Origin of the sequence: Sphingobium cupriresistens, from assembly GCF_004152865.1 — a bacterium.
Classification (GTDB): Bacteria; Pseudomonadota; Alphaproteobacteria; order Sphingomonadales; family Sphingomonadaceae; genus Sphingobium; species Sphingobium cupriresistens.
This window is the reverse complement of sequence record NZ_SEOO01000062.1, coordinates 1-12,344: the sequence shown is the minus strand read 5'-3', so window position 1 is coordinate 12,344 and position 12,344 is coordinate 1. Positions and strand designations below refer to the sequence as shown.

General features: G+C 61.8%; 10 protein-coding genes and 1 pseudogene. 6 read left to right on the top strand and 5 right to left on the bottom strand.

Annotated features, from left to right (window positions below):
* Nucleotides 1-285: 285 nt before the first annotated feature.
* Nucleotides 286-1,311, top strand: coding sequence for a ribosome small subunit-dependent GTPase A (gene rsgA, locus EWH12_RS20465; protein WP_129927654.1), 1,026 nt, complete (start codon nt 286-288; stop codon nt 1,309-1,311).
* Between the two features lie 31 nt (nt 1,312-1,342).
* On the opposite strand, the gene EWH12_RS20460 is transcribed toward rsgA, so the two are convergent.
* Together EWH12_RS20460 and EWH12_RS20455 are read right to left on the bottom strand one after the other, a co-directional pair.
* Complete coding sequence (locus EWH12_RS20460; protein WP_066602389.1) at nt 1,343-2,638, bottom strand: PQQ-dependent sugar dehydrogenase; 1,296 nt, start codon at nt 2,636-2,638, stop codon at nt 1,343-1,345.
* Complete coding sequence (locus EWH12_RS20455; protein WP_129927653.1) at nt 2,635-3,063, bottom strand: DUF2231 domain-containing protein; 429 nt, start codon at nt 3,061-3,063, stop codon at nt 2,635-2,637. Before EWH12_RS20455 ends, EWH12_RS20460 begins: the two co-directional genes overlap by 4 nt.
* Nucleotides 3,064-3,236: 173 nt before the next feature.
* On the opposite strand from EWH12_RS20455, the gene coxB reads away from it, so the two are divergent.
* The 5 genes from coxB to EWH12_RS20430 are packed head-to-tail and all read left to right on the top strand — an operon-like array spanning nt 3,237 to nt 8,743.
* Entirely contained in the window at nt 3,237-4,199 is a 963-nt protein-coding gene (coxB, locus tag EWH12_RS20450) for a cytochrome c oxidase subunit II (protein ID WP_129927652.1), read from the top strand.
* Nucleotides 4,196-6,718, top strand: coding sequence for a cytochrome c oxidase subunit I (gene ctaD, locus EWH12_RS20445; protein WP_066602385.1), 2,523 nt, complete (start codon nt 4,196-4,198; stop codon nt 6,716-6,718). Before coxB ends, ctaD begins: the two co-directional genes overlap by 4 nt.
* A complete protein-coding gene (locus EWH12_RS20440; RefSeq protein WP_066602381.1) occupies nt 6,715-7,092 on the top strand; it encodes a hypothetical protein in 378 nt (125 codons plus the stop codon). Before ctaD ends, EWH12_RS20440 begins: the two co-directional genes overlap by 4 nt.
* On the top strand, nt 7,089-7,691 hold the full coding sequence (locus tag EWH12_RS20435; protein WP_066602377.1) for a cytochrome c oxidase assembly protein: 603 nt from the start codon (nt 7,089-7,091) through the stop codon (nt 7,689-7,691). The genes EWH12_RS20440 and EWH12_RS20435 overlap by 4 nt, the downstream gene beginning before the upstream one ends.
* Nucleotides 7,688-8,743, top strand: coding sequence for a c-type cytochrome (locus tag EWH12_RS20430; protein WP_129927651.1), 1,056 nt, complete (start codon nt 7,688-7,690; stop codon nt 8,741-8,743). The genes EWH12_RS20435 and EWH12_RS20430 overlap by 4 nt, the downstream gene beginning before the upstream one ends.
* Before the next feature lie 51 nt (nt 8,744-8,794).
* On the opposite strand, the gene EWH12_RS20425 is transcribed toward EWH12_RS20430, so the two are convergent.
* From EWH12_RS20425 to EWH12_RS20415, 3 genes and pseudogenes are all read right to left on the bottom strand, one after another.
* Nucleotides 8,795-10,882: a catalase gene (locus EWH12_RS20425; RefSeq protein ID WP_422917747.1), complete on the bottom strand. Its 2,088-nt coding sequence runs from the start codon at nt 10,880-10,882 to the stop codon at nt 8,795-8,797.
* Nucleotides 10,883-10,947: 65 nt separating this feature from the next.
* Nucleotides 10,948-11,790 (bottom strand): transglutaminase-like domain-containing protein, encoded by an 843-nt coding sequence (locus EWH12_RS20420; protein WP_129927650.1) that lies wholly within the window; start codon nt 11,788-11,790, stop codon nt 10,948-10,950.
* Between the two features lie 448 nt (nt 11,791-12,238).
* A pseudogene (locus EWH12_RS20415) lies at nt 12,239-12,344 on the bottom strand (IS5/IS1182 family transposase); the annotation flags it as partial.

The following is a 12,344-nucleotide window of genomic DNA, read 5'->3' as shown; positions in this document are numbered from 1 at the left end:
GGAAACAATCGGCGCGGTGAGCCATAACCCCATTGTCAGCCTGCCAGCTCTGGCTGCCTGACCCGAACCCGATCCCGATCCTGCCGTGGATTGACGGTTCCTACACCACCTCCTGGGACACGACCCACATCTGAGCATTCTGCGCGAAGGGCGCATCCGGCAAATGCGCTTGGTCAGAGGATGGAATAATGTGATGCCTGCCATCACTGGAGAAGCACGGCGCGTCTGATTGTGACGGCGATACGGCGAACAGAGGCGGGCTGCGAGCGGCACAATGGATATGGAATGAATCAGACGTTGGAAGAGCTGGGGTGGCGGCCTTTTTTTAGTACGCAACTTTCGGGTGATCAGGATCCGGGATGCCATCCAGCGCGCGTGATGGCTGTTCATCGTGGCAAGATTGCGGTCGCGGGTGCGGGCGCGACGCGCCTGATCCCACCCTATATCCCTGACGCCTCCGTTCCCGAAGATCACCCGACGGTGGGCGACTGGTTGCTGATTGATGATGCCACGCTTGCGGTTCGGCGCGTTCTCCAGCGAGAAAATCTGTTCAAGCGACGTGCGCCGGGGAATGAGCAAAAGACGCAATTGATCGCTGCAAATGTGGATACGCTTTTCATCGTGGCCTCCTGCAACAAGGATTTCAGCGCCGCACGCCTGGAACGCTATCTGGTGCTGGCGCAGGAGGTCGGCGTGCAGCCGGTCGTCATTCTTACCAAGACGGACCTGACGAATAGGCCAGATATTTTCGCGGCAGAGGCGCGGGATCTTCGACCGGGGCTGCTGGTCGAAGCCGTCAACGGGTGCGATTCTGGCAGTGTCGCGCCACTTGCCATCTGGTGCGGCCGGGGGCAGACTGTCGCCTTGGTAGGCTCCTCCGGAGTTGGTAAATCGACGCTGGTCAATAGTCTGCGCGGCTCTGACAGCATAATGACGCAGGCGATACGAAAGGGCGACGACACCGGTCGGCACACGACCACGGTGCGCGAGATGCACCGGCTGGCAGGGGGCGGCTGGTTGCTCGACACCCCCGGTATGCGCGAATTGCAACTGAGGGACGCGGGATCGGGCATTGCCGAGATATTCGACGACTTCGTCGAAGTTGCCGAACATTGCCGGTTTTCCAACTGCACGCATGAACTTGAACCGGGCTGTGCCATTCGGACGGCTATCGCCGACGGAAGGCTGTCATCCGCTCGCCTAGATCGCTGGCGCCGGTTGGCGAGCGAGGAAATCTATAATAGATCAAGCCTGACGGAACGCCGCGCTCTTGATCGCATCGCGAAGAGAAATCCGGCCAAGAAGAAATAAGCCGCTGGCCGTGAAAAGGGAATTTTCTACGCTAACGCTCGCGTCGGTTTATGCGCCAGACCGTGTTCGACAGGTCGTCCGCCACCAGCAGCGCGCCGCTGATCGGGTCATAGGTCACCCCAACCGGGCGGCCACGCGCATGGTCACCCTTGATGAAGCCAGTCAGAAAATCCTGCGGCTTGCCCGCCGGGCGTCCGTTGGCGAACGGAATCCATACAACCTTGTAACCTGCCAGATCCTGCCGGTTCCAACTGCCATGCTGGCCGACGAACACGCCATCGATAAAACCCCGTCCCAGCCCCTGGCCGGCAGGGAAACTGATGCCGAGCGCGGCGACATGCGATCCCAGCGCGTAATCGGGACGGATGGCGCGACGCACCATATCTGGCTTTTGCGGATGGACCCGCGGATCGATATTCTGCCCCCAATAGCTGTAAGGCCAGCCGTAAAATGCGCCGGGCCTGACTGCGGTCATATAATCGGGCACAAGCAACGGCCCAAGTTCGTCGCGCTCGTTGACAACTGCCCAAAGCGCGCGTGTCTGCGGATGGATTGCAAGCGCGGTCGGATTGCGAATACCCGATGCATAGATGCGGTGCGCGCCGGTCTGGCGGTCCACCTCCCATATGACGGCGCGGTCCTCCTCGATCGCCAGGCCACGTTCGCCAACATTGCTGTTGGACCCGATGCCCACATAGAGTTTGCTGCCATCCGGGCCGGCAGTCAGCGCCTTCGTCCAATGATGATTGACGCGACCCGGCAGCTTGGTGATCTCCTGCCCCCGCAGCGTGATCCGCGTCATGCCGTCGCGATAGGGGAAGCGCAGCAGCGCATCCTGCGCGGCGACATAGATGTTCCCATCGACATAGGCTAGGCCATAGGGGGCGTTGAGGCCGGTGATGAAGGCGGTACGCAGTTCGGCCTTGCCGTCCCCGTCAGCATCGCGCAACAGGGTGATCTGGTTACCACCCTTCACGGGCGTTTTTCCAAGGCCCTTGATATAGCCTGCGATTACATCCTTGGGCCGCAGTGTCGGGGCCGATCCGCCCGATCCTTCGGCAACCAATATGTCGCCATTGGGCAGCACAAGAAGTTGGCGTGGCACCTTGAGGTCGGTGGCTAGCGCCGTGACCGTGAAGCCCGCTGGAGCAATCGGCTGTTCTCCATTCCACCCCTCCGGAGTGGCGATCTTCATTGGCGGCAGCAGCGTCTGGCGCTGATCGGGTAAATCAGGCCGCGCCCCTGTCTGGTCTATGTCGGCCCGGCTGCCGCCGCACGCGGCGAGCGCCAGGGTGGCAGCAGTGGCGAAAAGAAAGCGAATGGTCACGGCCTGTACTCCCGATAGCCGCCATGGGCGATCCAGCCGGCCGCCAAAGCCAGGGCGGCGCTCAGGCTCGACAGGGTCAGACCGGTCGTGCCGACCGAACTCCACCCATCGCTGCTATGCTGCAAGGCGTTGACGAACCCGATGATCCACATCGGCGCCAGCAGAAGCAGATACAGGCGATGACGACGGCGCGCTCCGATATGTCGGACGCGTAGAGCATCGACGATGGCCCAGAGCAGCACGGGCGCGCCCATCATAAGCGCGCCGGTGATGAGCCAGGCGGAAAAGTTCGTCCACTGGATTTCCGCCGTTTGCAGATAGGTGATATCGGACAGCAGCGCTGCAGGGAACAACGCGACCGGCCATGCCAGCAGAACCCCGTGCAGGGGGTGAAGAAGCCGTGCAGGCGGCGGCGCAATCGGCAAATCATATCTCCTGCGGACGGATAAGGATATGGACGCCAATGCCTGACCATCCATTTGGTTTCGTGGTTCACCGATTGCGCCCCTTGTTACGAAACAGAAATCATTGAACCCTCCAGCCCCTGACGGGTTTGAGCTTCATGTGTCACAGGGCGTCGGGGGGACAGATCGAAATCATGCGACGAGCCTGGCTCTGCACGCCGTTGTTGTTGGCGACCGGCGGCTGCAACGCGACGCAATCGACCCTGGACGTCTTTGGAGCGGAAGCACGGGAAATCCGGCATATCGCTATGATCCTGACCGTTGGGGCAATTGTCATTCTCGCGATTGTCGTTGCGCTCTATGTACGCGCGGTGCGTGCTCCGGAAGGGCGGCTCAGCCATGAAGCGGGAATGCGCATGGTCTTATGGGTCGGCGCGATCGGTCCGGCCGTTATCCTGGCGGCGCTATTGGTCTACGCGCTGCCTGCCATGCGCCCGCGACCGACCAGTCCTGTTGACATGGTGATCCGGGTGGAGGGCGAACAATTCTGGTGGCGGGTGGCCTATGTCCCGCCTGGCGCGACGCCCATGCTGTCCGCCAATGAAGTGCGCGTGCCAGTGGGCCGCACGGTGGCGTTCGAACTGACGGCGCAGGATGTACTGCACAGTTTCTGGATACCGGGACTGGCCGGAAAGATGGACATGATCCCCGGCCGCACCAACCGGTTGGTCGTGCGCGCCGAAAAGGCGGGGCGGTATCGCGGGGTGTGCGCCGAATTTTGCGGTCTGAGCCATGCGCTGATGGCGTTCGATGTGATCGCGATGCCTGCGGACGCATTCGACGCGTGGCTGGCGCGCGATAGTGTTAGCATCGCCCGGAGCGCGGGCAGAGGCGCAGCCTTGTTCGACGCGCAAGGATGCGGCGGATGCCATGCGATAAGGGGAACGTCCCATGTTGCGACAATCGGGCCGGACCTCAGCCATTTTGGCGAGCGTCTGACAGTGGGAGCGGGGATATTGCCGCCGTCGGTGGAGGCGACCGCAGCATTTATCCGCGCGCCACAGGCGACCAAGCCGGGCGTGCGTATGCCCGCCTATCCACAATTGAGCGATGCCGATGCGCGGATGATCGCGACATATCTGAAAGGCCTGCGATGAGCCTGCACGATCAGGATGATCCGGCCGTGCGCGCCGCGCAGGAAGAGCGTCTGCGGAAGGTCTGGACCCCGCCCAAAGGCTTGTTCCTGCGTTGGACTGACGTCAACAACAACCGGGTGGGCGTGTGGTACACGCTGACCGCCTTCTGCTTCATGCTGTTCGCGGGCGTCTTGGCGCTCATCATCCGCACGCAGCTTGCGGTGCCGGATAATGATCTGATCGGGGCGAATACTTTCAACCAACTCTTCACCCTGCATGGGTCGATGATGATGTTCCTCTTCGCCGTGCCGATGTTCGAAGCGGTGTCGATCATCCTGTTGCCCCAGTTGCTGGGCGCGCGCGACCTGCCCTTTCCGCGCCTGTCGGCCTTCGGCTATTGGTCCTTCCTGCTGGGCGGCGTCTTCGTCGGCGGCTCGATCTTCTTCAACGCTGCGCCCGATGGCGGCTGGTTCATGTATCCGCCACTCACCACCCGTACGGACCTGTCCGGGCTGGGCGCCGACATCTGGATGCTGGGCCTTTCCTTCATCGAAGTGTCGTCGGTCGCCGCCGCCGTCGAACTGATTGTCGGCGTGCTAAAATGTCGGCCGCCGGGGATGCGCCTCAACCTCATGCCGCTCTACGCCTGGTATATATTGGTCGTGGCGGTGATGATCCTCTTCGCCTTTCCGCCGCTGATCGCGGGCGACATCTTATTCGAAATGGAAAGGCTGCTGAACTGGCCCTTTTTCGACGCGACGCGGGGCGGCGACCCTTTGCTGTGGCAGCATCTCTTCTGGATATTCGGCCATCCCGAAGTCTATATCATCTTCCTCCCGTCCATCGCTCTGTTCGCGATGCTGGTGCCGACTTTCTCGCGGCGGCATCTGCTGGGCTATCCATGGATCGTGCTGGCGGCGGTGGGAACGGCATTCCTGTCGTTCGGCCTGTGGGTCCATCATATGTTCACGACCGGCCTGCCCAAGATCAGCCTGGCTTTCTTCTCGGCCGCGTCGGAGGCGGTGGCGATCCCGACGGGCGTACAGATTTTCGTCTTTATCGCGACATTATGGGCCGGGCGCGTCACTTGGTCGACGCCGCTCCTTTATGCGACCGGCAGCCTCGCCATCTTCGTCATCGGCGGGCTCACCGGGGTGATGGTGGCGGTGGCGCCGTTCGACTGGCAGGCGCATGACAGCTATTTCATCGTCGCCCACCTCCATTATGTGCTGATCGGCGGGACATTGATGCCGCTATTTGCCGGCCTTTATTATTATTGGCCGTTGGTGACGGGCAAGAAATTATCCGACCGGCTGGGGCGTATCGCCTTCTGGCTGCTGTTCATCGGCGCCAATATCGCCTTCTTCCCGATGCACCTGTCCGGCCTGATGGGGATGCCGCGAAGGGTCTTCACCTATCCCGCCGAACTGGGACTGGGCGGGATGAACATGGCGTCCACTATCGGCGCCTATCTCTTCGCGGCGGGCGTGGCGGTGATCTGCGTCGATCTGTGCCTCTCGCCCCATCGCGCCAAATCGCCGCGCAATCCCTGGGACGCCGGCACGCTGGAATGGCTGGCGCACCCGGACGACGAAGATTGGGGCATAAGGTCGGTGCCGCTGATCGAAAGCCGCTATCCTATCTGGGACCAGAAGGATTTCGTCGCGAAGGTCGATGAAGGCCGCTTCTTCCTGGCGGATGCGGAGGAAGGACGGCGCGAAACGATCGTCACCACCGTCCTGGACGCCCGGCCCTTGGCGGTGATCCGGCTGGGCGAACCCAGCGTCAAGCCGATGCTGACCGCGATTGCGCTCGGAGGGGTGTTCATCCTGACCACCTATCATCTTTACTGGGCGGCCCTGGCCTGCGGTGTCGCGACGCTGGCCTGTGCGCTCTGGTGGCTGTGGACAGGGACCGCGGAAATTCCCGAAAAGCCGAGCAAGCCGATCGGTCATGGCATCGTATTGCCGCTCTACATCGCCGGGCCTGCCGCGCCGGGATGGTGGGCGATGTTTATCACCATGATGGCCGACGCCACCGCCTTTTCCGGCCTGATCTTCGGCTATTTCTTCTTTTGGACGCGCCATGCGGAATTCCCGCCCATGGCGATGGCGGACGGACCCGGCATCGCCTGGCCAATGATCGCGCTGGCGCTCGGCCTGGCCAGTTGGTTGCTGACGGTCAGCGCACGGCAAGTCCATGCGCGTGGCGCCGTGGGCCTCGCGCGGGTCGCGCTGATGATCGGCATTCTCGCCAGCGTGGCCGGGATCGGCGCGGGGCTGGCGGGACCGTGGGAAAGCGGCATGGACCCGCAGACGCACAGCTACCCCGCAATCGTGTGGACGTTGGTCGTGTGGACCACGGCCCATGCTGGCGTTGCGGCGATCATGCAGGGCTATGTGTTGGCGCGCAGCATCGCCGGACGCATGGACCCGCAGCATGACGCAGATCTGCGCAACATCACCGTCTATATGCATTTCTTCGCACTAACCGTCCTGGTCACCTATGCGACCATCGGCTTGTTCCCGGAGGTCGCATGACGGACAGGGGCAAATGGCATGAACGGCTCAAGGTCACGCTCTGGACGCTGATCGTCCCGCCCATCTTGTGGGCGGGGCATTTCCTCTTTTCCTATCTCTGGGCCGCGATCTCCTGCGCGAAGGCTGGCGCTTTCATGACGTTTCCGATAGTGTTCGTGGCCGGTACCCTGCTGGCGCTGGCGCTGATCGGCCTGTCCGGGTGGATCGCTTGGCGGCAGGGCGGCACGCCCGGTAGTTCCGCCCCGCACGAGGATGGGACTGACATCGACCGGCTGCGCTTCATCGCCAAATCGACGCTGCTCCTGGCGGGATTGAGCTTCGTCGGCGTGCTGTTCACGGTATTGCCGGTCATCTTCTTGCGGGATTGCATGTGAAGCGCGCCGCGTTCATCCTAGGCGGATCGTTCCTGCCCGTCGGCTGGATGCTGGCGGCAGGCGGGCTTGGCATGGTCGGCCATATGGCGGGGCATATGATCGCCGTCGCGCTGGCGGCGCCGTTGCTGGCCTATGGCCTGTCGGGCGGGCGCTATGATTTGGCCGGGCGCTGGCCTGGGCTACTATCGCCGATGGCGATGATGCTGGTCGAACTGTTCACCGTCTGGGCGTGGCATCTGCCGGCGTTGCGCGCGCTGGCGGACCGCAACATGGCCGCTATGGTTGTGGAGCAAGGTTGCTTTCTGATGGCAGGATGGATGCTCTGGGGCGTGGTCTTCCATGCGCCGCAGCGAGCGGCGGGGATTGGCGCATTATTATTGACGTCCATGCACATGACCTTGCTCGGCGCGCTGATCGGCCTCGCGCCAAGGCCGCTCTACGCCCATATGCAGCATAGCGGCGGGCTGAGCCTCGACGCGCTCGCCGATCAGCAATTGGGTGGCGTCATCATGCTGATGGTCGGCGCGTCCAGCTATTTTCTGGGCGGGCTGCTGCTGCTGGCCAGTCTGCTGCGCGATAAGGGAGTAGGCGCGGCATGACGATCCGCCTGACATGGAAACGGGTGATGTCGGCCGGACTGCTGCTCGCCGGTGCAGGGCTGCTCTTCGCCTGGTCGGGGCTGATGCAAGTCTCCGCGTCATCCGGGCATTGGCGTGTCACCGACTGGTTCCTGCACTGGGCGATGCGTAATTCGGTGCGCACCTATGCCGCCGTGCAGGCGCCAAGGGATGTGACAACGGATGCAGGCCTGGTCAGCGCCGCCGGCCATTTCCGGCAAGCGTGCCAGGTTTGCCACGGCGCCCCCGGCGTGCGCCCGTCGCCGGTAATGCAGGCGGCGACGCCGTCCGCGCCCGATCTGGCCAGAACGGCTGATGAATGGAGCGATCGCGAACTGTTCTGGATCATCCGCCATGGCGTCAAATTCACCGCAATGCCGGCCTGGCCTGCGGCCGATCGCAATGACGAGGTGCGTCGCATGGTCGCTTTCGTGCGCCTATTGCCCCGCATGACCGCCGCGCAATATCGGACGCTGACGCAAGTGGACGAAGAGACGGCCGTGGCAGATGTACGGCCGGGCCTGCTATCGACCTGCGCGACCTGTCATGGCGCCGACGGGCGCGGGCGTGGCCAGCCGGATATTCCAGTGATTGCAGGCCAGAAGCCTGGCTATCTGCTGGCCGCCCTGCGCGACTATGCGGATGGCTCTCGATCAGGTGCCGTCATGCAGGCGGCGGCGGCTGCGCTGACGATCCGTGAAATGAAGGCGCTGGCCGATCATTATGCCGCTTTGCCCGGCTTGTCGGAAAAGGCGCTGTCGGACCGTAGTTTGCCCGGAACAGGCATTGCATCGCGACAGTTGCCGGCCTGCCTCAGTTGCCACGCGCCAGGCAAGGCGGCGCCGATCTTGACTGGGCAAAAACCGGAGTATGTGGCTGCAAGGTTGCGCCAATGGCAAGGGGAGCCAACGATAATCGACGCTCGCAAATCGAGCGCCACGATGGCAGTCATCGCCCGGCGCATTCCCACTGAAGAAATAGACGGTCTTTCATCAACATTTCGGGCCGCCGGCGATGCGCCGACAGCCCGATGAGCCCATGCTTTCCTAACCTGTTACCGGCCGCGAGCACGACAGCACATTTGATTAGGCCAGCATCCGCACAGACGGTTCGCGTGAGTAGAAACGCTGGCTGGCCGCGCCGACAAAGGCATCATCAAGTCCGGTGACGCCGTCGTCTGCGATGATGCCGGCCTTGTCCAACAAAGGCTGAGCCGCTTCGCTGGCGCCGATCGCCTTGAGGTGACTAAATGCGTTCATCGCAAACTCCACCGCCGCGGCTTCCCTCATCAGCGCCGTGCAACCCTCTGCGGAAAGGATGATCGCGATCGCGTCGAACATCTGGCTAGGTGATCCGGCGAGTTGGCCATCGGCCTTGCGCTGTGATCCATCGGACAGCTTGGCGCCGCCGACCTTGGGCGCGACAACCATCGGCTTGCCCTTTGCCTTTTCCACGTTCGCGATCACCGCGTCCAATTGTTTTGCGTCCGTGCCGTCTGCGATCAGGATGCCGACCGTGCGGCCCTCTAGCATAGCCTTCATATTCTTGTGGATCGACAGCGCGTCCGATGGTGCCATGTCGACCGGCTCCTTAGCGGCCTTGGCGCTCTTGGGTAAAGCGATGCCAAGTCCCGCCGCAACGCGCTTGGCTAGGTCTTCGTCCACATTGCGCAGATTGGCGACCATGCGCGGCGGCACCTGGTCGAGCAGAGCGACCTTCGAAAGTTCGAACACGAAGGACGAGGCGATATGCGCCTGCTCGCTCTGGGTCTGCGAACGATAGAAGAGCCGCGCCTGGCTGTAGTGATCCGCGAAACTCTCCGGGCGAATACGCAGCTTCTCGCCGCTTTCCTCCTCGCCGCTCAGCCCCGTCGAACTGGTAAAACCACGCGCAGGGCTTTCGCGCGGGCCGCCTTCCTCGCCATGCGCGGCCAAGCTGTTGGGTTCGTAATTGGCCCGCCCTTTGGGCACCGCCATTTGCATCTGTCCATCGCGCTGGAAATTCTGGAAGGGGCAGCGCGGGGCATTCACCGGGATCTGGTGGAAATTGGCCGTGCCAAGGCGCGACTTCTGCGTATCGAGATAGGAGAAGAGCCGCCCTTGCAGCAATGGGTCATTCGAGAAATCGACGCCAGGCACGATATTGGCCGGGCAGAAGGCGACCTGTTCCGTTTCGGCAAAGAAATTGTCAACATTGCGGTCCAGCACCATCCGGCCGATGATGCGGACCGGCACATCCTCCTCCGGGATCAGCTTGGTCGCGTCTAGCACGTCATAGGGCTGGGCGTCGGCGAACGCCTTGTCGAAGACTTGAATGCCCAGTTCCCATTCGGGGAAATTGCCGGCATCGATCGCCTCGAACAGGTCGCGGCGATGATAGTCATTGTCGGCCGCCTGGAGCTTGAGCGCCTCGTCCCAAATGGTCGATTGCAGGCCGAGCTTGGGCTTCCAATGGAACTTCACGAAATGGGATTCGCCCGCTTCGTTGACTAGCAGGAAGGTGTGGACGCCGAACCCCTCGATCATGCGCAGGCTGCGCGGCAAGGTGCGATCCGACATCGCCCACATCAGCATATGCGTGGTTTCGGGCATGAGCGAGGCCCAGTCCCAGAAAGTGTCATGGGCGCTGCCCGCCTGTGGGTAGCCGCGATCGGCCTCCATCTTCACCGCATGGACCAGATCGGGGAATTTCATCGCATCCTGGATGAAGAACACCGGGATATTGTTGCCCACCAGATCCCAATTGCCTTCGCTGGTGTAGAATTTGACGGCAAAGCCGCGCACGTCGCGCGGGGTATCGACGGAGCCGGCGCCGCCCGCCACTGTGGAGAAGCGCACGAACACCTCCGTCCGCTCGCCCTTGCGGAAAAGAGCTGCCTTGCTCAGGTCCGAAATATCGTCGGTCGCCTCGAAATAACCGTGCGCGCCGGTGCCGCGAGCATGGACGATCCGTTCAGGGATACGCTCATGATCGAAATGGAAGATTTTTTCGCGCAGCACGAAATCTTCGAGCAGCGTCGGGCCGCGGACGCCGGATTTCAGGCTGTTCTGGTTGTCGGAGACTGCGATACCCTGATTGGTCGTAAGGATGGTGCCAGAATCGCCCGATTCCGCAGTCTGATGCGTTTCACCACCGTTGGAAGGCATATTGCTCTTGTGCGTTCGGGCCATCATATTTTCCTCGTTGCTGCTCAGGATGTGGGTGGATGTCGTTCGTGCAGGCGCGATTGGTGGCTGGGTCAGGCAGCCATTTTTTCTCCGACACGCTCGATCACGGACGCGACTTCATCGGTATGGACCTTGAACCCGGCCAGGCGCACGGGGCCGAATGCGGTGGTCAACGCCGTATCCGCGGCGTCGCGGCCGCACGCCATCAGGATGCGGCCGATCCGGGGCACGCGGTGCCGCGCATCGAAACTATGCCACTCTCCGCTAAGATAGACTTCGAACCAGGCATGAAAATCCATTGCGACATCGACGGGATCGACCCCGATATCGCCCAGATATCCGCTGCAATAGCGAGCCGGGATATTCATGCATCGACACAGGGCGACGGCCAGATGCGCGAAATCGCGGCACACGCCGACCCGCTCCTGATACGCTTCCCACGCCGTTCTGGTCGATCGCGCGTGGCAATAGCCATAGGTCAGGTGATGATGCACGAAATCGACGATCGCCTGGGCGCGCTGCCAGCCTGGCGGGACATGACCAAATAATCCCCAGGCGACGCCAGACAGAAGATCGGTTTCGCAATAGCGGCTGCCTGCCAGGAAGGTCAGCGCCTCGGCCGGCAGATCATGGATGTCATGCTGATGCGCCTGCAGAGTTTGTCGATCAACTTCCCCGCTGTCGGCGATGATGAAGTCGCACGATAGGTGGGTCATGCCCGGCTGCAAAAGAAAGCGCGTGCAGATATTGCCATAAGCGTCATGGCTGTCGATAAGCTCAATGCTGCAATCGTTGACGATGCGATGGTCTGTTCTCAGATCGGAAAACCGTGAAGGCCTGACGCTCAGCATCGTGACCATTTGTGTTGGCGCATAGGCTTCGAAAGCAAGATCAAACCCGGCACGGATGAGCATGTGTGAATTCCATATCGTGAGAATCATGCCGCCATTCGTGAGGAGCGAAGGAACCGTTCCATATAATGGCGTCAGCGGAGCGCTCGTTCGACGTGAAGGTTCCGCAACTTGATCGAGATTATGGCGATTAGACCCATGGAGGTGGGTGGTGGCGTCAGCCTGGTTCCGACCGTTGGCGTCGTGCCTCTACTGCAGCGCGAACCAAAGCCGGCCGTGCCTCCCGCGGCGTCGGCCGTCATAGCGGCTGCCACGCCATCCAGACCATCGAGAAGGACTACGCCGTTTTCGGCAATAGCTTGGCTCGCCATGTCCTGAATATCTGGGGTTGGCAAATTATCTCCTGTCGCTGATTCTTAGACGGAGAACAATCGACAGAAGTTCCTGAACTTATTTATCGATGAACAGATAAGACGGATCGAATTCGCTGAGAGCCGGATTCGGAAGTTTCTCAATTCTGACAATACCTTGCGGTTCTGCGTGTGAGCATGCGGATTGAGGCGATGAGGGCCCAAGCTGTTGATGAGGCGATGGATCGCTCCCAGTCTTTCGCGAGC

Coding starts and splice junctions, on each gene's coding strand:
- EWH12_RS20430 (WP_129927651.1), top strand. CDS start 7,688: ATGACGATCCGCCTGACATGGAAACGGGTGATGTCGGCCGGACTGCTG.
- EWH12_RS20420 (WP_129927650.1), bottom strand. CDS start 11,790: ATGCTCATCCGTGCCGGGTTTGATCTTGCTTTCGAAGCCTATGCGCCA.
- ctaD (WP_066602385.1), top strand. CDS start 4,196: ATGAGCCTGCACGATCAGGATGATCCGGCCGTGCGCGCCGCGCAGGAA.
- EWH12_RS20425 (WP_422917747.1), bottom strand. CDS start 10,882: ATGATGGCCCGAACGCACAAGAGCAATATGCCTTCCAACGGTGGTGAA.
- EWH12_RS20440 (WP_066602381.1), top strand. CDS start 6,715: ATGACGGACAGGGGCAAATGGCATGAACGGCTCAAGGTCACGCTCTGG.
- rsgA (WP_129927654.1), top strand. CDS start 286: ATGAATCAGACGTTGGAAGAGCTGGGGTGGCGGCCTTTTTTTAGTACG.
- coxB (WP_129927652.1), top strand. CDS start 3,237: ATGCGACGAGCCTGGCTCTGCACGCCGTTGTTGTTGGCGACCGGCGGC.